At 41.9% G+C, this 25267-nt stretch carries 30 protein-coding genes and 2 tRNA genes; 20 read left to right on the top strand and 12 right to left on the bottom strand.

Features of this window, described 5'->3' with window-relative positions:
- Nucleotides 1–98: 98 nt before the first annotated feature.
- The gene (locus tag NST85_RS19635; protein ID WP_127191095.1) at nt 99–320 is read right to left on the bottom strand and encodes a hypothetical protein; all 222 of its coding nucleotides are present in this window, start codon (nt 318–320) and stop codon (nt 99–101) included.
- 191 nt (nt 321–511) lie between these two features.
- On the opposite strand from NST85_RS19635, the gene NST85_RS19630 reads away from it, so the two are divergent.
- The gene (locus NST85_RS19630; protein ID WP_170220133.1) at nt 512–667 is read left to right on the top strand and encodes a hypothetical protein; all 156 of its coding nucleotides are present in this window, start codon (nt 512–514) and stop codon (nt 665–667) included.
- Nucleotides 668–776: 109 nt separating this feature from the next.
- On the opposite strand, the gene NST85_RS19625 is transcribed toward NST85_RS19630, so the two are convergent.
- On the bottom strand, nt 777–926 hold the full coding sequence (locus tag NST85_RS19625; protein ID WP_170220132.1) for a hypothetical protein: 150 nt from the start codon (nt 924–926) through the stop codon (nt 777–779).
- Nucleotides 927–1078: 152 nt separating this feature from the next.
- On the opposite strand from NST85_RS19625, the gene NST85_RS19620 reads away from it, so the two are divergent.
- The 7 genes from NST85_RS19620 to NST85_RS19590 all read left to right on the top strand — a co-directional run bounded on the left by NST85_RS19620 (nt 1079) and on the right by NST85_RS19590 (nt 6637).
- Nucleotides 1079–1164, top strand: a tRNA-Leu gene (locus tag NST85_RS19620).
- Nucleotides 1165–1309: 145 nt separating this feature from the next.
- Nucleotides 1310–1969 carry a uracil-DNA glycosylase gene (locus NST85_RS19615; protein ID WP_307396205.1) on the top strand — a complete coding sequence of 220 codons (660 nt, stop codon included), beginning with the start codon at nt 1310–1312 and terminating at the stop codon, nt 1967–1969.
- A gap of 140 nt (nt 1970–2109) precedes the next feature.
- Nucleotides 2110–4335, top strand: coding sequence for an Ig-like domain-containing protein (locus tag NST85_RS19610; RefSeq protein WP_341190154.1), 2226 nt, complete (start codon nt 2110–2112; stop codon nt 4333–4335).
- Nucleotides 4336–4474: 139 nt separating this feature from the next.
- On the top strand, nt 4475–4885 hold the full coding sequence (locus NST85_RS19605; protein ID WP_341190153.1) for a DUF4395 domain-containing protein: 411 nt from the start codon (nt 4475–4477) through the stop codon (nt 4883–4885).
- Between the two features lie 99 nt (nt 4886–4984).
- Nucleotides 4985–5872, top strand: coding sequence for a ComEC/Rec2 family competence protein (locus tag NST85_RS19600; protein ID WP_211350046.1), 888 nt, complete (start codon nt 4985–4987; stop codon nt 5870–5872).
- 7 nt (nt 5873–5879) lie between these two features.
- Nucleotides 5880–6092, top strand: coding sequence for a DUF3006 domain-containing protein (locus tag NST85_RS19595; protein ID WP_307396200.1), 213 nt, complete (start codon nt 5880–5882; stop codon nt 6090–6092).
- Between the two features lie 26 nt (nt 6093–6118).
- Nucleotides 6119–6637, top strand: a complete 519-nt coding sequence (locus NST85_RS19590) for a DinB family protein (protein ID WP_341190152.1) — start codon at nt 6119–6121, stop codon at nt 6635–6637.
- Between the two features lie 76 nt (nt 6638–6713).
- On the opposite strand, the gene manA is transcribed toward NST85_RS19590, so the two are convergent.
- Together manA and NST85_RS19580 are read right to left on the bottom strand one after the other, a co-directional pair.
- Nucleotides 6714–7658 carry a mannose-6-phosphate isomerase, class I gene (gene manA / locus NST85_RS19585; RefSeq protein WP_341190151.1) on the bottom strand — a complete coding sequence of 315 codons (945 nt, stop codon included), beginning with the start codon at nt 7656–7658 and terminating at the stop codon, nt 6714–6716.
- A 28-nt stretch (nt 7659–7686) separates the two neighbouring features.
- A complete protein-coding gene (locus NST85_RS19580) occupies nt 7687–8601 on the bottom strand; it encodes an ROK family protein (RefSeq protein ID WP_341190150.1) in 915 nt (304 codons plus the stop codon).
- 101 nt (nt 8602–8702) lie between these two features.
- On the opposite strand from NST85_RS19580, the gene NST85_RS19575 reads away from it, so the two are divergent.
- On the top strand, nt 8703–9764 hold the full coding sequence (locus NST85_RS19575) for a LacI family DNA-binding transcriptional regulator (RefSeq protein ID WP_246053987.1): 1062 nt from the start codon (nt 8703–8705) through the stop codon (nt 9762–9764).
- 67 nt (nt 9765–9831) lie between these two features.
- Here NST85_RS19575 and NST85_RS19570 read toward each other — a convergent pair whose 3' ends face one another.
- On the bottom strand, nt 9832–10446 hold the full coding sequence (locus NST85_RS19570) for a superoxide dismutase (protein ID WP_127191086.1): 615 nt from the start codon (nt 10444–10446) through the stop codon (nt 9832–9834).
- 190 nt (nt 10447–10636) lie between these two features.
- Between NST85_RS19570 and NST85_RS19565 the strand changes: the two genes are divergently transcribed.
- Nucleotides 10637–10888 (top strand): DUF1450 domain-containing protein, encoded by a 252-nt coding sequence (locus NST85_RS19565; RefSeq protein WP_127191085.1) that lies wholly within the window; start codon nt 10637–10639, stop codon nt 10886–10888.
- Between the two features lie 33 nt (nt 10889–10921).
- Here the strand turns inward: NST85_RS19565 and NST85_RS19560 are convergent, their stop codons facing one another.
- From NST85_RS19560 to NST85_RS19550, 3 genes are all read right to left on the bottom strand, one after another.
- Nucleotides 10922–11554 carry a helix-turn-helix transcriptional regulator gene (locus tag NST85_RS19560; protein WP_341190149.1) on the bottom strand — a complete coding sequence of 211 codons (633 nt, stop codon included), beginning with the start codon at nt 11552–11554 and terminating at the stop codon, nt 10922–10924.
- 46 nt (nt 11555–11600) lie between these two features.
- The gene (trhO, locus tag NST85_RS19555; RefSeq protein ID WP_341190148.1) at nt 11601–12491 is read right to left on the bottom strand and encodes an oxygen-dependent tRNA uridine(34) hydroxylase TrhO; all 891 of its coding nucleotides are present in this window, start codon (nt 12489–12491) and stop codon (nt 11601–11603) included.
- Between the two features lie 174 nt (nt 12492–12665).
- Nucleotides 12666–13424 carry a polysaccharide deacetylase family protein gene (locus NST85_RS19550; RefSeq protein ID WP_341190147.1) on the bottom strand — a complete coding sequence of 253 codons (759 nt, stop codon included), beginning with the start codon at nt 13422–13424 and terminating at the stop codon, nt 12666–12668.
- Between the two features lie 268 nt (nt 13425–13692).
- Here NST85_RS19550 and NST85_RS29365 point away from each other — a divergent pair, with 268 nt between their 5' ends.
- Nucleotides 13693–13827, top strand: a complete 135-nt coding sequence (locus tag NST85_RS29365) for a YjcZ family sporulation protein (protein ID WP_370877658.1) — start codon at nt 13693–13695, stop codon at nt 13825–13827.
- A 172-nt stretch (nt 13828–13999) separates the two neighbouring features.
- Here the strand turns inward: NST85_RS29365 and NST85_RS19545 are convergent.
- Nucleotides 14000–14071, bottom strand: a tRNA-Val gene (locus NST85_RS19545).
- A 157-nt stretch (nt 14072–14228) separates the two neighbouring features.
- Here NST85_RS19545 and NST85_RS19540 point away from each other — a divergent pair.
- The 3 genes from NST85_RS19540 (at nt 14229) to NST85_RS19530 (ending at nt 15484) form a co-directional block, all read left to right on the top strand.
- The gene (locus tag NST85_RS19540) at nt 14229–14453 is read left to right on the top strand and encodes a hypothetical protein (RefSeq protein WP_341190146.1); all 225 of its coding nucleotides are present in this window, start codon (nt 14229–14231) and stop codon (nt 14451–14453) included.
- 263 nt (nt 14454–14716) lie between these two features.
- Nucleotides 14717–15163, top strand: coding sequence for a GNAT family N-acetyltransferase (locus NST85_RS19535; RefSeq protein ID WP_341190145.1), 447 nt, complete (start codon nt 14717–14719; stop codon nt 15161–15163).
- A gap of 81 nt (nt 15164–15244) precedes the next feature.
- Complete coding sequence (locus NST85_RS19530; protein WP_127191080.1) at nt 15245–15484, top strand: DUF3892 domain-containing protein; 240 nt, start codon at nt 15245–15247, stop codon at nt 15482–15484.
- Between the two features lie 84 nt (nt 15485–15568).
- Here the strand turns inward: NST85_RS19530 and NST85_RS19525 are convergent, their stop codons facing one another.
- Nucleotides 15569–16303: an MBL fold metallo-hydrolase gene (locus NST85_RS19525; RefSeq protein ID WP_341190144.1), complete on the bottom strand. Its 735-nt coding sequence runs from the start codon at nt 16301–16303 to the stop codon at nt 15569–15571.
- A gap of 202 nt (nt 16304–16505) precedes the next feature.
- Here NST85_RS19525 and NST85_RS19520 point away from each other — a divergent pair, with 202 nt between their 5' ends.
- The gene (locus tag NST85_RS19520) at nt 16506–17066 is read left to right on the top strand and encodes a copper amine oxidase (protein WP_127191078.1); all 561 of its coding nucleotides are present in this window, start codon (nt 16506–16508) and stop codon (nt 17064–17066) included.
- A gap of 99 nt (nt 17067–17165) precedes the next feature.
- Entirely contained in the window at nt 17166–17477 is a 312-nt protein-coding gene (locus tag NST85_RS19515; protein ID WP_127191077.1) for a DUF1292 domain-containing protein, read from the top strand.
- A 285-nt stretch (nt 17478–17762) separates the two neighbouring features.
- Here NST85_RS19515 and NST85_RS19510 read toward each other — a convergent pair whose 3' ends face one another.
- On the bottom strand, nt 17763–19238 hold the full coding sequence (locus NST85_RS19510) for an aminotransferase class I/II-fold pyridoxal phosphate-dependent enzyme (RefSeq protein WP_127191076.1): 1476 nt from the start codon (nt 19236–19238) through the stop codon (nt 17763–17765).
- 187 nt (nt 19239–19425) lie between these two features.
- Here NST85_RS19510 and NST85_RS19505 point away from each other — a divergent pair, with 187 nt between their 5' ends.
- A complete protein-coding gene (locus tag NST85_RS19505; RefSeq protein WP_341190143.1) occupies nt 19426–20679 on the top strand; it encodes an MFS transporter in 1254 nt (417 codons plus the stop codon).
- A gap of 14 nt (nt 20680–20693) precedes the next feature.
- On the opposite strand, the gene NST85_RS19500 is transcribed toward NST85_RS19505, so the two are convergent.
- The gene (locus tag NST85_RS19500) at nt 20694–21317 is read right to left on the bottom strand and encodes a YktB family protein (RefSeq protein ID WP_127191074.1); all 624 of its coding nucleotides are present in this window, start codon (nt 21315–21317) and stop codon (nt 20694–20696) included.
- A gap of 253 nt (nt 21318–21570) precedes the next feature.
- Here NST85_RS19500 and NST85_RS19495 point away from each other — a divergent pair, with 253 nt between their 5' ends.
- From NST85_RS19495 to aroA, 3 genes are all read left to right on the top strand, one after another.
- Nucleotides 21571–22167 (top strand): hypothetical protein, encoded by a 597-nt coding sequence (locus tag NST85_RS19495; RefSeq protein WP_341190142.1) that lies wholly within the window; start codon nt 21571–21573, stop codon nt 22165–22167.
- 165 nt (nt 22168–22332) lie between these two features.
- A complete protein-coding gene (gene gndA, locus NST85_RS19490; protein ID WP_127191072.1) occupies nt 22333–23742 on the top strand; it encodes an NADP-dependent phosphogluconate dehydrogenase in 1410 nt (469 codons plus the stop codon).
- 213 nt (nt 23743–23955) lie between these two features.
- A complete protein-coding gene (gene aroA, locus NST85_RS19485; RefSeq protein ID WP_341190141.1) occupies nt 23956–25245 on the top strand; it encodes a 3-phosphoshikimate 1-carboxyvinyltransferase in 1290 nt (429 codons plus the stop codon).
- Nucleotides 25246–25267 lie beyond the last annotated feature (22 nt).

Raw genomic sequence — 25267 nt, 5'->3', positions numbered from 1 at the left:
CCTCATATGTATTGGGTGATGAACCAGGTAAGAAGGAACGCACCCGGCTGGCTGCGTAACTGCAGTGTTGAGCCAGCCGGTAGTTCACCTAAGCTAGTTTATTTTCTTTTTTTTCTCTTCTTAACACTGGAGACGAAGCACATTTCATCTCTTTCCGTATACGTACAAATATGCTGTGGTACTGGTACACAATGATGACGTCTGACTACTTCAATTGGGTGAATGACTTGAACGACCTGTGGGTGGAAATAATCCTCAAAAATTGTCTGCGGTGGGTCAACAATAGTTTGAGTTGGACACGTTGGGCAAAATTCCGGCATTTTCTTCAACTCCTTTGTAATGGTGGGTTCAAAGGCAGTATACGCAATATGGCAACAAATGATTGTTCGTTTGTCCATAGATATAAAATCGCAAATAAATAAAAGCTAAGAATAACACGTATTAGAGATAGCCGGAACAACTATATTGCTGAAGCGTAGTATAAAATATGATTTGAAAGGGGGGGGTACAGATGGGTAACGAATTTTACGTTGGTTGGGGCACGCTCGCTTTGATTAATGCAGGACTCGCACAAGGGAAAAATAGAAGTGGTTTAAATTGGTTTTTGTTGTCATTGTTATGCGGTCCATTGGCTACATTTTTTCTTGTTATATCCGGTAAAAAGTAGAGGGTTGATTCTTAGAGATTATTGTATTGGTTGAATAATAAATTTTCGTATGATTGAGCTTAACCCAAAACGGCCCTAATAAATAGGACCGTTGGGAACTGCTTATAGTTTATTCTTTCTCGGTCTTTTCATAAGCAATTAAGGTAATAGGGGTACCTGTGATTTTGGCGATCTCTGCTTCGGCGTCTTTGATAATTGTTACGGCCTGTTCTGTTTCCTCAAGTGGGGCGAATTTGTAATTTTCAGCAATAATATTCAAGAGTTACTTCCTCCAATGCGTGATGATTAACATGTATTGTTCCCGATTGGAGGCACATCATAACCTAAATAAATATTGTTTAATAAAAAAAGTTGAAACTCAAGGTAATTCCGTATATAATCATTTATACGGGACTTTTATTCCCCTTTCATGCCGGGGTGGCGGAACTGGCAGACGCACAGGACTTAAAATCCTGCGGTAGGTGACTACCGTACCGGTTCGATTCCGGTTCTCGGCATACAATGGTTAGATAAGTATTTAAATAACAGAAGGAGTTCTAAGTCGGCGAGAAGCTGGCCTAGGACTCCTTTTGTTTTGTTTACACAGTAGGATAGCTGATTTGTATACTTCGTGCTCTAAGAAAAAGAGAGGGGAAAATAGTGATGTTTGGTAATGATTGGGATGATCAACTACATAGAGAAGTGAGCAAGCCATATTTTATAGAATTAATGAAATGGTTGGATTCAGAATACCGTGAGTTTACTGTGTATCCACCACAGGATCTCTTATTTGAGGCGCTAAGGCTGACAAGCTTTGGAGATACAAAAGTAGTGATCTTGGGACAAGACCCCTACCACGGCCCGGGACAAGCACACGGATTAAGCTTCTCCGTATTACCAGGGGTAAAGATTCCGCCTTCACTTCGGAATATATACAAGGAGCTATTCAGTGATCTTGGGATCAATCCTCCGGCTTCGGGTAATTTGACGCCATGGGCGGAACGAGGTGTGCTTTTGCTTAACAATGTGTTAACTGTACGTGACGGTCAAGCGGGTTCTCATCAAGGGAAGGGATGGGAATTGTTCACTGATGCAGTTATTGAAGCCCTCAATGAACGGGAGGAGCCCGTTGTTTTTGTGCTTTGGGGTAATCATGCACAGAAGAAGGGTGCCAAGATTAATGCGAGTAAACATACAGTGATCACTTCTGTGCATCCTAGCCCTCTTTCCGCAAGAAGGGGGTTCTTTGGAAGCCGACCGTTTTCTCAAATTAATGAGCATTTAAAATCACAAGGCCAAGAACCGATTGATTGGGAAATATAGGGTAATTATTAGATTGTTTTCTAGGACCAAGGGATTAATTTCAGTAAAGGGGTTACGTAATTCCTCCTATTTGTCGATATAAAACGCATAGGGCTGGAAACTGATTCTAGCAAAAGTGACAACCCAAAGGAGAGAAATTGATGATTGCAAACAAGAAAATGATGAAATGGCTTCTAGCACTAACACTGCTTCTTGCTGCAGTATTTCCGACAAGTGTGCTTGCAGCAACAGGAGATGTTCGTTCGATTGATATCGAGGGTTCTGGTACTATAGTAGAACTCAACGTAGGCAAGACAAAGCAGTTGAAGGTATGGGGAACGCTCGAAGGTTCAACTTCGAAGAGTGATTTGACTGGGCTTGTAGACTGGTTCTCAACAGACGATTCCATTGTTAAAGTCACTAACGGATATGTGACTGCCATTAAAAGTGGGCAAGCGACAATTACGGCCAAGCACGATAAAGGCCCTGTATCAACTATCGAAATCAAAGTTGTAGATACGTATAAAGAGTTGAGCCTAGATTACGGATCAGAAGGTAAATTTAAACTGGGTGATACTAATTTATGGGTTTATGCCAAGGCGACGATTGATACGTCTGAGGCCAACAAAACCGATGTTTCTGACAAAGCGGAGTGGAGCACTTCGAATGCTTCAGTCCTGACGATCGAGAAGGGTAAAATCACTTTGGTCGGCGAGGGAACGGCAACTGTTACAGTTAAGTATTCTGGGTTGACTGCGTCCTTTAAGGCGACAGTATCTTCACCGTATTCTGAGTTGAAAATAGTTGATGGACAAAATTCGGTTGTCGAAAATGATATCGAATTGCTTGTTGGTGATGATGAAATTACCTTACAAGCCATACCGACTCTAGCCGTTGATAAAACAAAAAGCAGTGATGCGTCTGTGAAAGCCACATGGACCTCTTCTGATAGTGGTGTTGCAACGGTAGTGGAAGGCAAAGTTAAAGCTCTTACTACTGGTAAGACGACGATTACTGCAGAATACCTTGGTGTAAAAGCTAAAGTTGATGTTTACGTGCGTACGAAACACGAGGCGATCATCGTAACACCATCAACGAAACAAGTAATGTTCATTGGTGAGCAGCTTGAAGTGACAGCAGGTGTTAGAGATGCTGTTAATCATACAGACGACGTTACAGAAAAAGCGGAATGGACCTCCTCTAATCCGTTACTGTTTACTGTAGATAAAGGTGTAGTGACAGCAAAGGCTGCTGGAACTGCTTCAGTGAAAGTTAGTTATTTAGGTATAAGTAAAAGTATTAACATCACAGTCTATCCAACCATTACGAAACTAGCATTGGAGAAAACGGAGAAGACGGAGTTAGAACTTTTGAAAGGTGAATCATTGAGCGTTCCTAAGGTGGATGCAACTAAGCTGGATGAAGAAACTCTCGATTTTAGTAAAGAAGTTATTTGGTCATCATCAAATGATGAAATTGCAAAAATAGAAGATGGGAAGATTGTAACTAAAGCAGCTGGTGAAGTGATCCTAACTGCAAAGCTTCCTGAATCTACTATAACTTCACAGAGTGCAGTTCGAGGAACAACTGTAACTGTTAAGCTCGTAGTAAAAGAGAAAGTCTTAGCCCTTATTACTGAAGTTGAGAATGTAAATGTAATCATTGGTGAAGAAAGTGCGCTTCCAGCCATTTCGATCGTATGGGAAGACGGCAGTGAAGTTGCCAATTATACGGATCAAATGACATGGACCTTAACCGGCTCTAATGCAGTTCTTAAAGACACGGCTTCAGGAAAAGTAATTAAAGGTCTGATTAAAGGTTCCGCTACGCTAAAAGGGACTTATTCGAACAAAGTAATCAGTATTCCAGTTGTTATTGAACCTAAAATCACAAAAATTGTAGTTGAGCCGCAGAACATTGAGCTTAATCTCAAAAAGTCTAAGGCAATCAAAGTAACTGGATATTATACAAATGGCAAAACAGTAAATCTGGCAAGTAAAGTGAACTGGGAATCTTCTAATGTTGAGGTTGCTTCAATAACGTCCACTACTGTGAAAGCAGTGAGTGAAGGTACGGCTACTTTAAATGGTGCTTATCAAGGAATCAAGGTTAGCGTCAAGGTTAGCGTAGTACCTAAACTGAAGACTCTTACCGTAGATGAGAAGAAGTTAGTATTAGCCCCAGGCGGCGTCAAAACTGTAGTGCTGACTGCTGGGTATGATACTGGTAAGACTTCTGCTGTCACTGGTAGTGCGGCTTGGACAAGCTCCAAACCTTCAGTTGCCAAAGTTACTAACGGTAAAATCGAGGCACTAACTAAGGGTACCACAACAATTAAAGCGAAGTTCGACGGAAAAACAATCAGCATCACTGTAAAAGTTAGTTAAGATGATAATATAAGTTTCATACTTTAAGCCGCCTTGGTTGCAAGGCGGTTTTTATTTATGCCCAAATACATATATTCATATTGATTTAGAGGGAATTAAGATGTATATTCAAATAAAACTTAAGGGTAGGTGAGTTATATTGAATGAGATTCCAGAACCCTTTGTAAAAGCTAATCAAATCGGTATTGTATTGTTCGTTATTATTGCTTCTTTATTTAGAGAACCGTATGTACTATTACTCTTATGGATGATTCAAATCACAGGTCTTATATTTGGTAAGAATATATTTGTTATTTTAGCTAAGCCATTTCTTAAAGTGGATTCCTCACCTCGTCAAGCTAAAGAACTGCAACGATTCAACAATGTGCTAGCCGTAATATTTCTGACAGGATCATTATTAGGTTTTCTTGTCCAGGTAAACTGGTTAGGCTACGGTTTCAGTTGGATGCTTGGTTTGGCCGCATTTGCTGCTATTTGTGGATATTGTGTAGGATGCACTATATATTTTCAATTTAAGCAATATAAAGCGAGAGCACAACGTAGGTTATGATTGATTCTGGAAGATGATTCAAATATAATTAGGATAGAACAAACGTTCTAATTATATTACATACGGGGGAGTTTGGTCATCACGAAAAGGTTAGCTTCTATGAAAAGACAACGCAAAATGTCTATCGTACTATTGGGTTGCTTATTATTATCATTCATTATTTCAGGTTGTTCGTTAGAATGGGAATCACAGAATGAGACGACAATTGCTCCTGGTTCCGTAGATTCAGAGAGTAAGCTTAGAGTCATATTTCTGGATGTGGGTCAAGGAGCTTCACAGCTACTTATCAGTCCAACGGGACAAACGATGTTGATTGATGCTGGGAATAACGATCGGGAAGAGCAGATGGTGGAGTACTTAGAACAATATGGTGTGGATCGCTTGGATATCGTCATCGGTACCCACCCAGATGCGGATCACATTGGGGGGCTTGATGCTGTCATCAATACTGTAGATGTAGGCAAAATTTATATGCCTAAAGTCCAAGCCAATACGAAGACGTTTGAATCGTTGCTAAGATCAATAAAGAATAAGGGGCTTAAGGTTACTACCGCTAAGGCGGGACTGCAGTTAGATTGGGACGAACAGGTTGACGTCACTATGATAGCACCAGTTGTAAATGGCTTGGATAATAACAATATGAGTGCTGTTATCAAGGTTACCTACGGGGATACCTCTTTTCTACTGACGGGAGATGCGAGTAGTGCCAGTGAGAAGGAGATGATCGGTTCGGGTGTAGATCTTCAGGCGGATGTCCTGCTCGTCGGGCATCACGGATCTAAGTCATCTACTACGCTAAGCTTCTTGAACCAAGTTAACCCTGAGTATGCAGTGATACAGGTTGGAGATAATTCATACGGTCATCCTAAGGAGACTATACTAGAACGTCTGCGTAAGAAGAATATTGAAGTGTATCGTAATGATCTGCAAGGAACTGTTGAGATCACTTCAGACGGACTAGATTATCAGGTGACAACAGAAAGGTGAGCTAATTATGCTTGGTATCATCGATCGATTTGAGGAAGATTATTGCATCATTGAAGTTGATGGGCATACAAGAGATATTCTCCGCAATCTGGTAGAGTCCACGGCAAAAGCCGGAGACGTTGTGGAATGGGACGGCAGTAAGTGGGTAACTAATCAGCAGATGACGCACAAGAGAAGTAAAGAGATTCAAACGTTGATGAACGATGTATGGGAAGACTGATAATAAGCGATGGGGAGAGTGAATTCATGTTAACCAGACCGCAAGATGGGGAATTTCTGAGTCATTATCAAGTATATATTGATAAAGTGCCAGAGGGAGATTTACTGGATTTACTCCAGCAACAAGCTAAGCAAGTGATATTAGAGTTAGTCGATATCTCTGACGAGCAGGGTAAGTTCCGTTATGGCGAAGGGAAATGGTCTCTGAAGGAAGTTTTGGGCCATATTACGGATACAGAGCGGATTATGAGTTATCGGCTGCTACGGATTGCTAGAGGGGATACTACACCCCTTCCGTCATTCGAGGAAACCCTATTTGTAAGTAATGCACATTTTGATGGGCATACAGTTGCAGAACTGCTTCAAGATTTCTCAGCGGTTAGAGAGTCTACACTTACCTTGACCCGACAATTAGAAGATGCTGATTGGTTACGTTTGGGTATAGCAAGCGAGGGACCGATTTCAACGCGAGCGCTCGCTTATATTATTTATGGACATACCCTTCATCATTTGAAAATCATACGTGAGCGCTATTTGAACGTCTAAAGATCCAATACTTAATTAAGAAAAGAGCCGTTTATCCTTTGTATAAAAGGGAAAACGGCTCTTTTCATTGTGACAACTATTCCCGGGAAATAATCAGTTCGAGAGTGCCACTCATTTGATATGGTCCGAAATCAACAGGGAGAATGAAGTGTTCACCTTTGCTGAGGGAGTAAACTTTGTCACCAGCAATAAGTTGGCCGCTACCATCAATTACGCTGCAGATTGTATATTTAGGATTGGCAGTGAAATCAGCGGTTCCGTCAATGTTCCACTTCTGAACAGTAAAAAATTCATTGGATACAAGCTGAGTAATCGTAATTCCTTTTTGATTAAAGGTTTCGTAGGAAACGGGTTCATAAGCTTGTGGCACAGTAGAAACATCAATGGCTTTTTGAAGATGAAGTTCTCTACCATTACCATCCTTATCCTTACGATCATAGTCATACACACGGTAAGTAGTATCTGAACTTTGTTGTGTTTCTAGTACGACAATACCTTTGCCAAGCGCATGAATGGTGCCGCTAGGGACATAGAAGAAATCACCACGTTTAACTTTAATCTTGGTTAGAAGATCATCCCATTTAGCATCGTTCATCATTTGTACCAATTGTTCCTTAGATTGTGCTTCATGTCCATAAATAATTTCTGCACCTGGTTCTGCATCAACGATGTACCAGCATTCTGTCTTGCCTAGTTCACCGTTCTCGTTCTTGCCGGCATATTCATCATCAGGATGAACCTGAACGGACAAATTGTCTGAAGCATCCAATATTTTGGTGAGCAATGGGAATACTGGAGAATCTGAATGGAATAGCTCTTGATGAGAGCTCCATAGTTGGCCTAAGGTATTACCTTGATAAGCTCCGTTCTTAACAATACTTTGTCCGTTTGGATGTGCGGAGACAGCCCAGCATTCACCAGTGAGTTCATTGGGAATATCGTAGCCGAATAGGTCCTGTAGCTTTCTTCCACCCCAAATCCGTTCTTGGAAAACAGGTGCTAAAAAAATTGGTTCATTCATGATTAAGGACTCCTTTGAGTATTAGATTTTAGTATGTCATATGGACTAAGGCTGCTGCACCGATTAATCCTGCATCTTGCTGTAAGGCGGCAGGAACTATAGTGGTATTTCGGCCTGAAGGATTCAAAGCATGCTCGGAGACATAATCTCTTATAGCATCAAACAACGGCGCACCAACTTGGGACACACCGCCTCCAATGACAAGCAATTCTGGATCAAAAGTATTAATGAGTGTAACACACCCAATTCCGATATAGCGGAAAACGCCATCTACAAGTTCCTTGATAGCAACGTCTCCTGCAGCTGCCAGATCAAAAGCTTCCTTAGAGGATACTTCACGGCCTAGTAGTGTTGAGGCTTGTCTTGCAATAGCGGTACCCGACGCAAGGTATTCCCAGCATCCAGATTGTCCACAGACACATTTGCCTCCAGCGGGATCGATTACGAAGTGTCCCACATCTCCGGCGTTGCCGGTTGCTCCAGTGAGTAGTTTGCCATGGGTATAAATACCGGCGCCGATTCCTGTGCTAATCGTAATGAATACGAAATGTTCGGCATCCTGTGCGGCACCTACCCATTTCTCAGCGAGTGCTGCCGCCGTAGCGTCATTCTCGAAAGTAATCGGAAGATCGAAATGCCGGCTTAGCGATTTCAATATAGGGAAATCCCACCAACCCGGTAAATTGGGTGGTTTGACAATATGACCTGTTTTCGTGTTGAGTGGACCAGGTGCACCAACGCCAATACCGAGCAGTTCGGATTCTTTCATATTTTGTGCTGCAATCAGTTCCTTAACCGCTTTAGCAATCCGATCTACCATCTCATCAGGTTGGACAGATTGGTCAGTCGGTAGGGATGTCTTTGCTAGGACGACTCCTGCGGAGTCTATCAATCCGATGGCTGTCTTTGTGCCGCCGATATCAATGCCAACTGCGTAACTCAAAGTGCATTCCTCCAGTTATTCATGTCAAATCACTTGACAAACTTGACAAAAGTTAAATTTGTAAAGTATATTTAGCCTAAGTTTATCATGTTTCGAAAGGAATGAAAAGTTTGGGCCGCAAAAAGAAAGTGTCAATGCAGGATATTGCCAACAGATTGGAAATATCTAAGAACGCAGTATCGCTGGCTCTGATGAACAAGAAGGGCGTGAGCGATGAGATGCGTTCACTTGTATTGCAGACGGCTAGAGATATGGGCTATGGGCCCTATGCTTCGATCGACACGACTGAGAATACGAACATATTGGTGCTTGTGCCTGAACGGATCATGAGTTACCAGGATAACGATCATTTTCAATTTTATCATGACATGATATGGGGACTTGAGAAGAGTATCCGTAAAAAAGGATTTAACGCCGTAATTGCACCGATTGATCGAGAGATGGAGACAGGATTAAAGCTTCCTGGTTTGTTTACAGACATATCTTATCGTGGTGTCATTTTGTTTGGGATTATCGATAAAGCTTATGCTCGGCTTATTTGGGAGAAGGATATAAAGCTAGTTATGCTTGATTCTTATTATCGAGACTTATCATGCCCTGTGGTCACATCGGCTAATATGGAAGGGGCTTATGAGGTGGTGTCCTTTCTTATTGCTGCTGGACATCAAAGAATAGGGTTCATTGGTCCAACAAATATGACGACGAGCCATGAAGAGCGATGGTTTGGTTATTGGAAAGCAATGCAGGATCATGGACTGGAATTTCAGAGTGAGAATTGTCTAACGTCCTCAGAAGGATATGATTATACGGCAAAAGAAATCGTGCAGTTTCTCGATGGATTACAGGAATTACCGACGGCTTTTTTTTGCGGAAACGATCGTATTGCCTTTATCCTAGCGGGGCTTCTGGAAGAGCGTGGAATCATAATTCCTGAGCGTGTATCTATTGCGGGTTATGATGATACTGAATACGGGGACAAGATCGGTACGACCATGACAACCATGACAACTATGCGTGTTGAGAAAGAAAACATGTGTGATGCCGCAGCTTCAATGCTATTGATGCTAACTGATAATTGCCGGGAGTCTATTCGGTATAGTGTACCTCCTACACTGGTGATTCGTAGTTCGGTGAAGGATCTTAAAGAGGCAGGACTTGTGTAATGAAATTAAAGAAAGACGCCCTCCACGGAGAGCGTCTTTTTTCTTTAAAGTAAAATGTAGTCCGATATTATTTAGTTGCTGCTTCGTAACGTTTCTCAACTTCAGACCAGTTAATTACGTTGAAGAATGCTGCAATATAGTCAGGGCGTTTGTTTTGATATTTCAAGTAGTAAGCGTGCTCCCATACATCTAGACCTAGAACTGGAGTTTTACCTTCCATGATTGGGGAATCTTGATTAGGAAGGCTATATACGGACAATTTGCCGTCAGCATCAACAGCAAGGAATGCCCAACCGCTACCAAAGCGAGTTGTTGCTGCTTTAGCGAAATCTTCTTTGAATTTATCAAAGCCACCTAATTCATTGTTAATTGCATCAGCCAATTTACCGGAAGGTTGACCGCCGCCGTTTGGTCCGATTGTTTCCCAGAATAGGGAGTGGTTGGCATGACCGCCACCATTGTTACGAACTGCAGTACGAATCGCTTCAGGTACGCTGTCCAAGTTAGCAATCAAATCTTCAAGAGATTTGGATTGAAGCTCAGGAGCAGACTCCAATGCTGCGTTCAAGTTAGTTACATATGCGTTGTGGTGACGGTCGTGGTGAATCGTCATCGTTTGCTCATCGATATGTGGTTCAAGTGCGTTGTTAGCGTAAGGTAAAGCAGGTAGTTGATGTGCCATTATTAAATTCATCCTCTCTAATATATGTAGATTGTTTTCTTGATAATCATTATTATAGCCCTATCTAACCACTTAGTCAACATAAATGTATGTTAAGTATGTTAATTGCATTATACACATTGACAAACTCTATCTCTTTCATCATAATGAGTGATCGTACATGAATTAGTTTGGTTTGGAGTGAAATGATGTGGGACTAGGTATTGTAGTAGTTGAAGTCTGCGACAGCAACCTTATGAGCGCACTGGAATTAGAAGACTTGGAAGAGGAGTATCCCGAAGTTGCAGTACTTCGTACGGAATGTCTTAGTTTATGTGGTTTATGTAAAATCAGACCTTATGCATTGGTTAATGCGAAGAGGGTATTCGCCACGACGTCTGAGGAATGCATAAAATTGATTAAACAACGAATAGAAGAAGAGCTACTAGCTTTTGAAATATAAAAAAAGACCTTCGATGCCATAGGCTTCGAAGGTTTATTTGTGTTTACGAATAATATAAAGACATCTTCTATCGTTTTGAGCGAGACATTCCGTTCTTTCGACATCTGCGTCTAGAAGCGATTCAAATAGATTTAATTCACAGTTACAGGCGTGATTATAACGTCCTGCAATTTGGGAAATCGGACAGTTGTGTTCCTTCAGAATGAATTCATCTTCTCCATGGGACTCAAGCTCAGTCATATAACCATTATCGTTTTGAATTTCAGCGAGTCTGCGTACTTTATCAGCAAATGATTTGTCTTTCATATCAGCTTGATATTGATGCTTTAATTTATCTCTACGTCGTTCAAATAATCGATTGACACTCTCTTCACCGGTTTCTTCTGCTAATTCTCCGAGCAAGTCTAGAGTGAGTGTATGGTAGTTCTTAGGGAATAAATTTTCCGCAAATTCAGTTAACCCGTAGACTGCTGTAGGACGGCCTAATGTTTGACGAACCATTTTGGATTCAATCAATCCATCACGTTCCATCGTACCAAGATGGCGTCGAACCGCCATCTCAGTAATTTGGAGGCGGTCCGTGATTTCCTTGGCGCTAAGAGGACCTGACGTTTTCATCATTTGGAGAATTTGGTCTCTTGTGGACAAATCATTTTTTGGGTTCATTTTGGACACTCCCTTGACTTACTTAGCGCGAAATAATTACCCAATATTAGACGGGCATTGTGGCTTCTTTGCATGCATCGGAACAAAAGCCATGGTGATGCGTTTCGCAATCTTCACAGCTAACATACTGAAGGTTACACACAGGGCAATTAATATAACGGTCATGTGTTACCCCACAATGGTGACAGCTTGCAATAACGATGTCTTCGTTGGTTTGATTAATTGGTACGGAGATGCGTTCGTCGAACACATAACATTTTCCGTCAAATAGCCGTCCCTTAGTTTCGGGGTCTTTACCGTAAGTTACAATTCCACCCTCAAGCTGTGCGACATCCGAAAAGCCTTCATTCATAAGAAATCCGGTCAATTTCTCACAACGGATTCCACCTGTACAATAAGTTAATACTTTTTTGTCTTTATATTGGCTCATATTTTGCCGAATCCAATCTGGGAATTCACGGAAAGATTCCACATCAGGGCGAATGGCTCCACGGAAATGGCCAATTTCATATTCATAATCGTTGCGTCCATCAATGACTATGACATCGTCTTCTTGCAATTGTTCATAGAATTCGTTGGGGGATAATCGCTTACCACTCAGTTTATTGGGATCAAGCTCATGTTCATATCGGAATGTAACCAGTTCCTCTTTGTGCCTTACAAATATTTTCTTGAATGCGTGTTCTTCCGCTTCATCTATCTTAAATACAATGTCTGCAAACAGTGGATTGGAGCGAAGATCGTTCATGTAACGTTCGGTTTGTTCTACTGTTCCCGATACGGTTCCGTTAATCCCCTCGGAGGCGATAAGAATACGTCCTTTAACTCCAAGATTTTTGCAATATTGCAAGTGCTCTGCCGTAAATATTGCCGGATCAGAAATGGGTACAAATTTATAAAATAATAATATGCGGTAAGATGTTTTGGTTTTGTTCATTATATATCACCTGTCTATATTGGATTCTACTGAATTGTAGTGAATTTCTGTTACTTAGTCAATATAAAAGTATAGTAAGTATGTTATCTGAAAAAAGGGATGACCCTCACTATGGAGGATCATCCCTTTATATTCGCACCTTTAAGAGTAGCAATTGAGTTTAAGGCATGGAAATTATTGAGTTACTTTGATGTGGTGATCTTGATCGGATTTTTGGGATAGCAGTTGTGACACGGTTACAAATGAATACCCCCGTTTTTGCAGTTCAGGTAATATGATCTTTAGTGCTTCTGAGGTTTGTGAGCTATTGTATACATAATCATGCATAAGAATAATGTCACCATTCCGAACATTATTTAGCACTTTATTGACTATCCTTTGTACCCCAGGAGCCTTCCAATCTTTTGTATCCTGATGCCATGACCATAAGATCAACTGTAGATTATTTTCCTTGGAGATATTAATAATGTTTTGATTGTAGGATCCTCCAGGTGGACGAAATAGTACCGCTGTTTGACCAGTCGCCTGGCTAATCGCTTGTTGCGTCTTCGTCAATTCAGACAGGATACTGTCTCTACCTAGATTCTGGAAGGAAGGGTGATGATAAGAATGGTTGCCAATTTCATGTCCTTTACTTAGTTCCATTCGAACAATTTCAGGAAAACGATCAACTCGATCTCCAACGACGAAGAAGGTGGCTTTGGCCTGATATTGTTCTAACACGTCTAGAATTTTTGGTGTTTGCCTTTGATCAGGACCATCATCGAATGTAAAGGCGATCGTCTTTTTTTCAGTCGGAACTTCCCATACGATATCACCGCGTTCCTCATAAAAGCTCCTGTCTCTAAGTTGTGAAGCTGGATGCGCATCAGCATAACCCCCATATAATGCTACTGTTACGGATAATATCAACAATGTTTTAAGTTTGAGCATCAGTGCTTTATCCTCCATTTTTAAAATTGCAAACCACAACATGTTTAGTTATTTTGCTTAAACTGGACTATTTTATCCGTGGGTTAAAAGTGAAGGTTTGATTCCAATGAAGATCGTTGTTCTTTAGCTTGATTTTGGTCTAGTACAAGCGCTGATAATTTAGGCAGTGAAAAAGACTACAGCGGTACAATGAACCAGGTCGAATAGTAGACGTTAGAATAGGATGAGATGTGAGCTAAACACTAAGTTAAACATAAGGAGGATACACATGAACGGTATAGTTGGAGGGTTTGGAGAGTGTGGTAGACCAAAACCTGTTTGTTGTGGAATAGGGACATCAACCGGAGTAATTTTAGTTTTGTTCATATTGCTTGTGATCGTATCAAGAGCCTGCTTACGGTAACTATGAAATGAATTGTTTGTATAAAGCTCTACCGACTTCGACCGGTGGGGCTTTTTCCATGATGACACTTTGGAAATTCCGTCCCCAAACCACCCTCAAATCCTCAACAAAGTCAATTTCACATAAACAAACAAAAACCCCTGAGGCCAATGGCCTCAAGGGTTTTTTAGTATGATCTGCAGTGGGATCGAACCACTGGCCCCTACCCTGTCAAGATAGTGCTCTCCCGCTGAGCTAGCAGATCATGAATATAGCGAATGTAAAATTTATATTAGCAGGATGGGAGGGGAATGTCAAACTATTTTAAGCGTTTTTATCATAGTTTGATGCGTATAAAGCGACCCCCACGAGACAACAATGAATCATACGACGATAAACGGAAAGTGGGTTGAGTTGTAAGGATGCGAAACGACAAACAATTTCGATTGTTAACGCAGGAGTCTATTCCTAGAAGACTAGTTCTAATCATAGGAATTACTTCGCTATTAGTAGTAAGTGGGTGTAACTTATCGCCTGACCCTGAAACTCTGCAGCGACAAGTAAGTAAATCATCGTGGTCCGGTCCCTCAGTTTCGAATGGAGTATATGGCCCAGGTATAATAGATGACATTTACTCTAAAGAATAGCGCGCTCTAAGCTTGATTAGTCTTCGTCCCATTTGCGAGAATAGCCTTTTTTTGTTGTATAGTACATTAATATGATTAATATAACAGTAATTAATACAGCGGCAGCGATCGTAATTCCAAGGACCATTGTTCGGACAACTCCTCTTTTTACGGTTTCAATATACTTAGTTTTCAATTTAATTCAACTATACATGACTACCAATTTTTTGTATAATGATGCAATTCGAGCTTACGAAAAGACAACATGGGAGGAATCAATATCAATGACTGCCGCTATAATTATACATGTAAAAAATGAAGAACAATTAGAGCATTGCCTGGATATTCGCAAGGAAGTGTTTGTAAAGGAGCAAATGGTACCCATTGATCTGGAGATTGACGAATATGATGTGATCAGTCCTGATGTGCATCATGTGTTGATAGAGCAAGATGGTACGTATGCTGCTACAGGAAGACTGACCTATTATAAGGACAATTCAGCTAAAATGCAGAGAATTGCTGTTCATAAAGCATTTCGTTCTCAAGGTATCGGTAAAATACTGCTTTTGGCCTTGGAGGAGCTCGCTCGTGAACTAGGATTAAGTAAGTCCGTTCTCGACGCACAGTGCCAAGCTGAGCCGTTCTACCAGAAGATCGGTTACGAGACAATATCTACTGAGCCATTCGATGACGCTGGTATTCCTCACGTACGGATGGAAAAACCGCTTTAATAATAAATAGAAATATGAATATAGGACAAACTATAATCATCCCTAACAGGGACATCAAGAACTGAGGAGATGTGATATAGAATGGGACCTAACACCAGAGAAACATTTATCGCGGTTCAGAAAAATGGAGATGGTGATTTAACATCATTCAAAACTTCCAGTGGACGAATCTTGGATTATGAACAAGCCTTGCAGGAAGTAAATGCCGGAGCGATCGCCGGTGTAAATGTGTTTAAGGGTAGAGATGGGGAAATGTATATTCGTGGTGACGCCGATGGAGATCCAAGTAACAATCTTGATGCGTTACCCAATTTTCAATAAATATAACTCGTATTGTAGTAAGCAGGCGCTCAGATTGAAATCTGGGCCTGCTTTTTTTTGCGTTAGAGCAAGGACATAATCTACCTATAGGGTATAAATTTTATGTTGTTGCAGAAAATTCATTTCCCCAATTTCCCGAGCGTACATTTCCATTTCATCACCGTAATGCATGAGGGAAATCTTCTCTTGGATTTCGGTTGGCAAGGAGAGTAGCTCTTGAAGCGTTGTATGTACCTCACCTTTTCCGGTAAGTTGCACTTCATGAGCTATTTTGCGGCAACCTCGTTCATAGACCAGATGTTTCAACAAGTCAGGTTGGAATATCATATCCGCACTGTAGAACACTTCGTCGTTAATATATAGTGAGTAGCTAGCTTTTCCCGGAATGTGAGGAGTTTGAATTAGTTCTACGGTGAGGTCATTGCACAATGGGGTAGATTGACCCTCCGTCAACAATCTAACTTCGAAGAAATCTTCTAATGAAGTGGACTCATCCTGCTCCATTCCACCCCTTAGTGTGTTGTCCCAGAGTGGACTTACCAGCTTGTCAGCTATATAGAGAACAGGCTTACGTCCGACAACGTATTTCATGCGAAAAGCGAGTTCTTCTAGCCCGCCAACATGATCTCCGTGAATATGTGTAATAAGAATAGCATCAATTTCATCAAGTGATTTGCCAAGTTGATGAAGTGATAAGGGGGCTGTTATCCCACAGTCGATCAGCAGAGTGAAGTTACCACAGTAGAGTAGCCCATTATTGTTGTAGTATTTTTTGGCAAATGCACCGCCAGTACCGAGCATTTGAAGTTGAAGTGACATAAGTTCCCTCCTCTTTTTCTAAGCATAATGTACACTAATTCCCTATATAACAAAAGTAAATAAGGATCACGGGATCGACTTTCCGTAGAGTTTTCTATAAATTAGCAAAAAAATAAAGCATTTTGGCAGGTGAGACCGCAACTTGAACAACCTTCCGGAGTATAAATTTACATCAACATGATATATATGGAGGGTTATTATTATGAAATGGAGAAGAGTAGGGCTGCTTGTATTTGCATTCTCATTGATGGGTGGTTCGTTATTGTTCGCTGATTCAGCATCCCAGAAGGTCAAGTTTCTGCTGAACGGGAGTGAGATAGAGGACGGCGGGTACATGGTCGATGGTAAAACCTATGTTGCTTTGCGGGAACTTCAGGGTTTTGTCGAATATAACGAATCATCCAAAAAAGTGAGTTACTATAAACCGAATGTCCATATGTTTTTGTTCACAAGTTCGGATGAAAAGGTATTTGGAGATATAAAGAAAACGGGAAAATTAACATTTAATGTGTTCTCACAAATTGATAACCTTAAGACGGATATTTCCTCGGTACGTGTAACGATTACACCACCTAATGGTATCCCTGAGGTTATTCAAACAGAGGAGATCAAGGAACAACGGGATAACTTTTGGTTTCGGACCGAAGATTATTCCTATGACTTCAAGACTGCGGGTAAATACACGATTGGGTTTTATATGAAAGCCTCATCTGGCGGGGATTACGTGCTAGTCTCTGAAAAAGGTATTAACGTACTTAAATAATTCTATGTGCATTCTCAAATTGACCTGTACTATGCAAAAGTGTTACGATACGAGGTAAACCGACAGGTTTAACAAATCAATTCAAAGCGAGGTATTTCAATGAGCGATCACAATCACGAACACGGCGAAGATTGCGGCTGTGGACATGACCATGAGCATGAAGAATTTGTATTAACGCTAACAGACGAGAATGGCAAAGACGTAGAAATGGTTCTTGTCGAAACGTTTGACGTAGCTGACAAAGTATATGCGCTTCTGCTTGAGCGGAATAACACGGATGCAGATGGTATTATTCTTCGTATGGAAGAAGAGAACGAAGAAATGATGCTTTACAACATCGAAGATGAAGAAGAGTGGCGTCTAGTTGAGGCAGCTTATAACGAGCTAGTCTCCCAGCAAGACGAAGTATAATAGAATAACTCGGAAGAGGGTGTCCCAAAAGCCATAAAAATGGCCAGGGATGCTCTCTTTTTATGTGGGAGTAAGGTAGGTGTTTTTGAGTGGACGCTCCGCGAACGGACCGTTCCTACAATCGCTGTGGTCTCCAAATTTCTCGATTTAACTGCTTAGCAGTCTGAGACCAAACGAGCGCTATCGCTTTTTCATTAGAATAAAGAAGAGCTGTCTCATTCGTAGAAAAATCTACTTTTAAGACAGCCCCTTGGTGAAGTTTCACTATTTAACTTGATAGTCGAATTAGAAAATCGGATTGGTCTCGACAATTACCTTAACCTGCTTAATATAGCGATCCTCTGGTCCTTTAACAGGCAGACCAACTTCAACATGGTCTATGATGTAATCGATATTATCTTGGGAAATAACTTCTCCGGGCAGTAGAATCGGAATGCCGGGTGGGTATACATAAATAAATTCGGCAATAATTCGACCTGCGGATTGCTTAAATGGAATCACTTCAGTGTCTGCATAAAAGGCATCACGTGGAATAAGTGACAGTTGTGGAATTTCCGGAACTTTTACAATGAGTTCGTTAGCGTTATTTTCCTTATAGTAGATTGTTGATAATTCGCGTAGAGCCGTAAGAAGTACATCCACCGTTTCTTTGGAATCACCTGGGGTAATTAAACAGAGTATATTGTACATATCACTAAGTTCTACTTCGATATTGTAGTGATCTCTGAGCCAATTCTCCACTTCGTACCCGGTAATTGCTAAATGCCGGACGTGTACTGTTACTTTCGTGGGATCAAAAGCGTAGGTAGCTTCTCCACCCAGAATCTCACTCCCGAAGCATTCCAAGCCTTCAATTCCGTTGATCTCACGACGTGCATAATTTGCGAGCTCGATGGATTGTTCTGCGAGTTCTCGGCCATGCAGAGCGAGATTTCTCCGTGCAGTATCAAGTGAAGCTAGCAATAAATAAGAAGTAGACGTGGTTGTCAGCATACTAATAATAGTCTGTACCCGTTGTGGGTTAACGAACCCGTTCTTAATATTAAGGTTTAGTACTGAGCTTTGAGTCATAGATCCACCTAGCTTGTGTACACTGGTGGCTGCCATATCGGCGCCAGCTTCCATAGCAGACATAGGTAAATCCTCATGAAAATGGATATGCACCCCATGGGCTTCGTCTACGAGGACGGGAACATGGAAGCTATGTGCTAGATCGACGATTTCTTTCAGGTTGGCGCATATACCGAAATAAGTCGGGTTTATGACCAGAACAGCCTTAGCATCAGGATGACGTTGCAGTGCCCGCCTTACGGAGGAAGTTGTGATACCGTGATCAATGCCGAGGTTCACATCTTGAGTTGGAGAGACGAACACTGGCTTAGCACCGGCGAAGATAATTGCGGACATAATTGATTTATGAATATTTCTCGGGATAATAATTTTATCACCGGGAGAACAAATGGATAGTATCATGGTCATGATGGCACCGCTTGTGCCTTGAACCGAGAAGTAAGTGTAGTCAGCGCCAAATGCATCTGCTGCAAGTTTTTGGGCCTCTTCAATTACTCCAGAAGGCTGATGGAGGTCATCCAAAGGAGCGATGTTGATTAGATCGATAGATAGAGCGTTGTCACCCAGAAATTCTTGAAACTCCTTATCGGCGCCGACTCCCCTTTTATGCCCGGGAATGTGAAATTGAACGGGATTACTGGCTGCGTGCTGCTTAAGGGCGGTAAATAGCGGCGTGCGTTGATGGTCCATAGTGACCGTCCCCTGCCTTTCTACGTTAAATTTACAAACAAGGTTGAGTATAGCAAAAAGAGACTGGAATGCAAGAAAAGAATATAGAGTGCAATGAGAAATAACGAAATAGCTGTGTAAGTTGACCGGTAAAAAGGGACAGACTAATAGAAGTCTGATATCTAAAAAAGAAGGAGAGGATACTTTCATGGAACTGACTGCCCCGCTTGTAAATAAAAAACTGTTAACTCCGACCTTCATCTGTATATGGATCATCATGTTTTTGGTGGAGTTTGTAAAGGGAGCATTAATCGTTGCCATTCTACCAGTTTATATGGGAGGAGTTTTGAAATTAAGTGCGTTTGCGATAGGACTATCCTTTTCACTTCAGTACATAGGGGACAATGTATTTCGTAGTCCGGCGGGTTGGCTTATTGAGCGGATTGGTTTTCGAATCACGATGATGCTGGGTCTGATCATTGCTTTTGGAGCTGTGAGTATCATTGCATTAACGCAGACGATGGGATTTATCGTTCTAGGTTGTGCATTACTCGGAATAGGAACGGCACCGCTGTGGCCTTGTGTCATGATGGGGATCTCCTCCGTGACGAAAGAGAGTAAAAATTTTGCGACAGCGATGGGAGTTATCCAAATCTCCTGTTTAGGTGGAACTGGAGCGGGCCCTGTCATTATAAATTTTTTTGTTAATGATTCGTATAAGTCGGTCTTCTGGATTTTACTTAGTTGTTTAGCACTCGTTATCATTGTGGCACTGTTTCTTCCTGGTAGAAAGGCAAAAGTGGTCACAATAGATCCAGCAGTTGCACCATTAATTAAGAAGAAGGGGTTGCGGGCTAGTTGGAATAACTTACGTCAAACATGGTCCAATATCAGAGAGAACCTGGATGTTAGCCCATGGTTATACCCGGCATTATTCCTGCAGTCCTTTGCAATTGGGCTGTTAACGCCTGTCATAACACTCTTCGTTCGTACTGAGCTTGGCATGTCACCTCAGACTTTCAGCTTTTTACTTGTGGCAGGAGGTGGAGTTACAGTGCTGGGTCTTATTCCTGTTGGTAAACTGGCAGACCGTTTTGGGACGAAGTGGTTTCTGCATACAGGCTTTTTGCTCAGTTCAGTAGCGATAGGATTATTTGCGGTTTCACGATCGGTTCCGGTAATCTGGCTACTAGTTATGTTAATTGGGCTTAGTTATGCGTGTATTCTTCCTACTTGGGATACGATGATTGCTCATATGCTTCCAGATGGTGAGAAAGGTACCGTATGGGGGTTGTTTCTGACTATACAGGGGTCTGGGATGGTAATCGGTCCGATTGTCTCGGGTAAACTGTGGGATATGTTAGGGCCGCCGGCACCTTTTCTGGGGAGCGCTATTGTGATGGCTGTGCTGTTTTTTATTCATATCGCGCTTTCGCGAAGACAACAGCACAGCCAGGCATAAATAGTCGAATTCTTTTAGAAAGAGCCTTTATATAACGGCAGTAGGGTAGTGAAAGTCTCTTCAATAGTAGTTAGAAGTTGATCACCGTCACGGAGAATAGCGTTATCTCGCTCAAGACGAAGTCCACACATAATCTCTGATTTCTTCACCGTCTTGAGTCTATCTGCTAATGTCTTCAACGATTCGTTATCACAGTCTTTGTGAAGCGTTCCGCTAGGATCCATATGATCTGTGGACCAATAAAAGCCATCAGGGACTAGCTTCTTTACTTTGGCAGTATGCTTCTCTAAATAATCGGCAAACACCACTTTATTTGGGCTCTCATAAATAACAGCAAATATGATGAATAGATGTGTAGAGAACATACCCACTTGAAAGTGAGGTAATGCTTTGTATCCACGTTTATTGCTTGCCCAAGCGATCCACGTGTCATTCGGAGGATTCACCTTGCGCCGAGCATGTTTAGCTACATGAGGGTACATTTCTTCTCCACAAAGTGCTGACAAGTAGGGCGACACCATATTTCCTAGTGATGTTAGTTTAGGGCGTACCTGATCTATAATCGCTTCCATCCGAGGTTCAAGACCCGGAACGGTCATACAATCGAAATCTTGTTCGGAAAAACCGGAAAATGACATTTCTTGTTACCTCCAAAAGATAATATTGTTCATATAATTTTATCAGTATAACATAGTTCGATTCAAGGCTTGTCTAAGCCAGCAGCATGCAAGAGCATTAATGGGAACAAAAATGTGCCCCTTTTGCGTCAGAACCTGTCTGATGCGGGTAAAAATAATCAATAAACCAAGTTCCACTACATAAGATAGAGTATTAAGATAAGGCAAGTCATAATCGGGATTTTGGTTCACCAAAATTTGGGGAGGGAGTGCCGTGAATAAAAGTTACGAGGTGGAATATTGCAACCTGGAGCTCAGATTCGACCGCCGGCACATTCAACAACTAATCCGCGATTTGATCCAAGACGGGTATTCTTTATATTGGAGTGAGAATGAGAATATCTTCATCATTTCCGTCCGAACTGGACGTAAACTGACGAAGTTGCGCTTTCAACGGCTCGCTAAAGGATACAAGCTTGTGGGTGATTACGTAATAAAGGATGCCAAACTGGCGGATTGGTTAGAGAAGCAGATCGGTGATTTGCGTGGCCATGCTGTGGTCAAGCGTTTTAAAGATCGTCAGGTATTAATTGAGAGTATTTTGTTCGGTGAAGTTATTCGGCTTGTGGAAATCATTGGAGTAGAACATCGCGTGATCTTTCAAAAAGGACCCATGGTAGACCGCCGAAAGTTGGCTGAAATATTTGCTTCCGAGGCGGCTGAATGCCAGCTTAAGAGCCTAGAGCAAGAGCTAGATGATGAACTTGCGAAGCTGTCAGTTGCACTGCAATGCGGGGATGAAGAAGCAGTGGAAGCTTGTAAAGAGAAATTACGAAATTTGCGTATTGAGTTGATTCGACTTGAATGGTAAAGGGCAAATTGTAAATGGGAAGTAGGGTGTGTATCAAAAATCATTGCAACCCCCACTATTTTGGGGGGTTGTTTTGCGAATGAGGGGGTATGGGGGTTCACTTCTGTACTCAAAAGAGTTAAAATGATATTATTGAAAATAAAAAGTGTGCAAAGGATGGAGACCATGTCTAAACAACAAATTGGCGTTATCGGCCTTGCCGTTATGGGCAAAAATTTGGCCCTAAATATCGAAAGCAAGGGCTTCACAGTGTCGGTTTTCAACCGCTCACCGCAAAAAACTCATGACCTGTTAGAAAATGAAGCTAAAGGCAAGAATCTTGTAGGTACATTCACAATCGAAGAGTTTGTAAACTCCTTGGAAATACCTCGCAAAATTTTGATCATGGTACAAGCTGGTGCCGCAACAGACGGTACGATTGAGCAATTGCTTCCGTATTTGGATCAAGGCGACATTATTATTGATGGAGGTAACGCGTACTTCCCAGATACGCAACGCCGTAGTAAAGAACTTGAAGCCAAAGGATTCCGTTTCATCGGAACAGGCGTATCGGGCGGAGAAGAAGGCGCACTTAATGGTCCTGCGATCATGCCAGGTGGCCAAGAAAGTGCTTATCAATTGGTAGAACCAATTCTTACGGCAATTTCTGCGAAAGTAAACGGGGACCCATGTTGTACATATATCGGACCTGACGGAGCTGGCCATTACGTGAAAATGGTTCACAACGGTATTGAATATGGAGATATGCAATTGATCGGTGAGGCTTACCATTTACTTAAAGATGTTCTTGGCTTGGATGCTAAAGAGCTACATGAAATTTTCTCGGAGTGGAATAAGGGTGAACTGGACAGCTACTTGATCGAGATCACAGCGGATATTTTCTCCCAATATGATCAAGAGACTGGCAAACCGATGGTTGACGTTATTCTTGACGCTGCAGGACAGAAAGGTACTGGTAAGTGGACAAGCCAAAGTGCACTTGATCTAGGTGTTCCATTGTCCATGATCACAGAATCAGTATTCTCTCGTTTCCTTTCCGCAATGAAAGAAGAACGTATTGCTGCTAGTAAAATCCTTAGCGGTCCTGCGAAAACAGCATTTACCGGCGATAAAGCTGAATTTATCGAGAATGTGCGCAAAGCGCTATTTGCAAGTAAGATCGTTTCTTATGCTCAAGGTTTCGCACAAATGCGCGCGGCTTCTGACGAGTATGGTTGGGATCTCAACTACGGTAAGATTTCGATGATATTCCGCGGTGGTTGCATTATCCGTTCGCAGTTCCTGCATAACATAAAAGAAGCATATGATCGTGATGCTGAACTTAAGAATCTCTTGCTTGATCCGTACTTTAAGAACATTGTTGAGAACTATCAGGACTCATGGCGTAAAGTCGTTGCGGTTGCGGTTGAGAATGGAATTCCGGTTCCTGGCTTCTCAAGTGCTATTTCCTACTACGATAGCTATCGTACTGAGCGTCTTCCAGCGAATTTGCTGCAAGCGCAGCGCGATTACTTCGGTGCCCATACATTCAAACGTGTGGATAAAGAAGGCGTATTCCATCACCAATGGTTCTAAGATAATTCCGTAATATCTTAAAGAGATGTCGGAGGGGGCGTATACTACCGCTCACTCCGGCATCTTTTTTTGAAATATAAGAATGTATTTATGTACTTTTATGTCTCGCATAGGATCAGCCTGTGTTATGATATGAACTAATTAAATAATTTAACGCATTACCGCGGTTAACCAACAATAAAACAAATAATAATGTACAAAGGGGATTTGTATATGGATGTTATCGTTAGACCTACGTCAGAGCTTAAGGGTGAGATTGGCGCCCTCTCATCGAAAAATTACACGACCCGTTATTTGCTTGTCGCAGCTCTGGCAGAGGGGACGAGCACGGTGCATTATCCCGCACATAGTGAAGATAGCGATGCCATGCGCCGTTGTATCCAAGATCTTGGTGCTGTGCTTGAAGAGGATGACGAGAAGATAGTTATTACTGGTTTTGGTCGAAATCCTAAAGATGTGAAGGAATTGAATGTAGGAAACGCGGGTGCAGTATTACGTTTTCTTATGGCCGTGACAGCATTGTGTCCTGAAGTGACATTTGTTAACTCATATCCTGATTCGCTTGGTAAGCGTCCACATGATGATTTAATTGAGGCGCTTGGAGGGATGGGAGTAGAGATAGAGCATCGAGATGGTAAATTGCCGATTACGATCCGAGGTGGTAATCCTAAGGGTGGTAAGATAAAGGTATCGGGTGCTGTTAGTTCTCAGTATCTGAGTGCTTTGCTCTTCTTGACGCCGCTTCTTGTTGAAGATAGCGAAATAGAAGTGTTAGGAGATCTGAAATCCAAGGTAGTTGTTGGCCAGACACTTGAGGTGCTTGAGCAGGCGGGTATCATTATTCACGCAAGTGATGACTACATGAATTTCCGCATTCCTGGTGGTCAGACATATCAAGCGAAGACATACACAGTTCAGGGTGATTACCCTGGATCGGCGGCTATTCTAGCGGCCGCAGCAGTTACGAAATCGGACGTGAAAATCTTCCGGCTGGCAGAGAAGAGTAAGCAAGGTGAGCGAGCAGTAGTTGATGTTCTCCAAATGATGGATGTGCCGCTAACGCATACTGATGGAACAGTACATGTGCAAGGCAATGGTCGTTTGCGGCCTGTAGAATTCGATGGGGATGCAGCAACTGATGCGGTGCTTGCGATGGTGGCGGCGGCCGTATTTGCGGACGGAACCTCACGGTTCTATAATGTAGAAAACTTGCGTTACAAAGAGTGCGATCGCATCACCGATTATTTGAACGAGCTCCGAAAAGCTGGAGCAAATGTGGAGGAACGACAGGCAGAAATTATTGTACATGGACGTCCCTCTGGACTAGAGGGCGGTGTGGAAATTAACGCACATTATGACCATCGTGTAATTATGGCACTTACTGTAGTTGGATTACGTTGTAAGAAGCCATTGGTAATTAAAGATGCACACCATGTTGCTAAATCATATCCGCAATTTTTTGATCACATTTCTGCGCTTGGTGCAGCCGTAGAATGGGTATAACAATAGAATAGAGAGGAGGAAT

The organism is Paenibacillus sp. FSL K6-2524 (genome assembly GCF_038005525.1).
GTDB lineage: Bacteria > Bacillota > Bacilli > Paenibacillales > Paenibacillaceae > Fontibacillus > Fontibacillus anaericanus.
This window is presented reverse-complemented; position numbering and strand designations above follow the sequence as displayed.

Bases quoted from the DNA above. Each gene is read 5' to 3' on its own strand.
- NST85_RS19635 (WP_127191095.1), bottom strand. From the start codon at position 320: ATGCCGGAATTTTGCCCAACGTGTCCAACTCAAACTATTGTTGACCCA.
- NST85_RS19630 (WP_170220133.1), top strand. From the start codon at position 512: ATGGGTAACGAATTTTACGTTGGTTGGGGCACGCTCGCTTTGATTAAT.
- NST85_RS19615 (WP_307396205.1), top strand. From the start codon at position 1,310: ATGTTTGGTAATGATTGGGATGATCAACTACATAGAGAAGTGAGCAAG.
- NST85_RS19610 (WP_341190154.1), top strand. From the start codon at position 2,110: ATGATTGCAAACAAGAAAATGATGAAATGGCTTCTAGCACTAACACTG.
- NST85_RS19600 (WP_211350046.1), top strand. From the start codon at position 4,985: ATGAAAAGACAACGCAAAATGTCTATCGTACTATTGGGTTGCTTATTA.
- NST85_RS19595 (WP_307396200.1), top strand. From the start codon at position 5,880: ATGCTTGGTATCATCGATCGATTTGAGGAAGATTATTGCATCATTGAA.
- NST85_RS19590 (WP_341190152.1), top strand. From the start codon at position 6,119: ATGTTAACCAGACCGCAAGATGGGGAATTTCTGAGTCATTATCAAGTA.
- manA (WP_341190151.1), bottom strand. From the start codon at position 7,658: ATGAATGAACCAATTTTTTTAGCACCTGTTTTCCAAGAACGGATTTGG.
- NST85_RS19575 (WP_246053987.1), top strand. From the start codon at position 8,703: ATGAAAAGTTTGGGCCGCAAAAAGAAAGTGTCAATGCAGGATATTGCC.
- NST85_RS19570 (WP_127191086.1), bottom strand. From the start codon at position 10,446: ATGGCACATCAACTACCTGCTTTACCTTACGCTAACAACGCACTTGAA.
- NST85_RS19560 (WP_341190149.1), bottom strand. From the start codon at position 11,554: ATGAACCCAAAAAATGATTTGTCCACAAGAGACCAAATTCTCCAAATG.
- trhO (WP_341190148.1), bottom strand. From the start codon at position 12,491: ATGAACAAAACCAAAACATCTTACCGCATATTATTATTTTATAAATTT.
- NST85_RS19550 (WP_341190147.1), bottom strand. From the start codon at position 13,424: ATGCTCAAACTTAAAACATTGTTGATATTATCCGTAACAGTAGCATTA.
- NST85_RS29365 (WP_370877658.1), top strand. From the start codon at position 13,693: ATGAACGGTATAGTTGGAGGGTTTGGAGAGTGTGGTAGACCAAAACCT.
- NST85_RS19540 (WP_341190146.1), top strand. From the start codon at position 14,229: ATGCGAAACGACAAACAATTTCGATTGTTAACGCAGGAGTCTATTCCT.
- NST85_RS19535 (WP_341190145.1), top strand. From the start codon at position 14,717: ATGACTGCCGCTATAATTATACATGTAAAAAATGAAGAACAATTAGAG.
- NST85_RS19530 (WP_127191080.1), top strand. From the start codon at position 15,245: ATGGGACCTAACACCAGAGAAACATTTATCGCGGTTCAGAAAAATGGA.
- NST85_RS19525 (WP_341190144.1), bottom strand. From the start codon at position 16,303: ATGTCACTTCAACTTCAAATGCTCGGTACTGGCGGTGCATTTGCCAAA.
- NST85_RS19520 (WP_127191078.1), top strand. From the start codon at position 16,506: ATGAAATGGAGAAGAGTAGGGCTGCTTGTATTTGCATTCTCATTGATG.
- NST85_RS19515 (WP_127191077.1), top strand. From the start codon at position 17,166: ATGAGCGATCACAATCACGAACACGGCGAAGATTGCGGCTGTGGACAT.
- NST85_RS19510 (WP_127191076.1), bottom strand. From the start codon at position 19,238: ATGGACCATCAACGCACGCCGCTATTTACCGCCCTTAAGCAGCACGCA.
- NST85_RS19505 (WP_341190143.1), top strand. From the start codon at position 19,426: ATGGAACTGACTGCCCCGCTTGTAAATAAAAAACTGTTAACTCCGACC.
- NST85_RS19500 (WP_127191074.1), bottom strand. From the start codon at position 21,317: ATGTCATTTTCCGGTTTTTCCGAACAAGATTTCGATTGTATGACCGTT.
- gndA (WP_127191072.1), top strand. From the start codon at position 22,333: ATGTCTAAACAACAAATTGGCGTTATCGGCCTTGCCGTTATGGGCAAA.
- aroA (WP_341190141.1), top strand. From the start codon at position 23,956: ATGGATGTTATCGTTAGACCTACGTCAGAGCTTAAGGGTGAGATTGGC.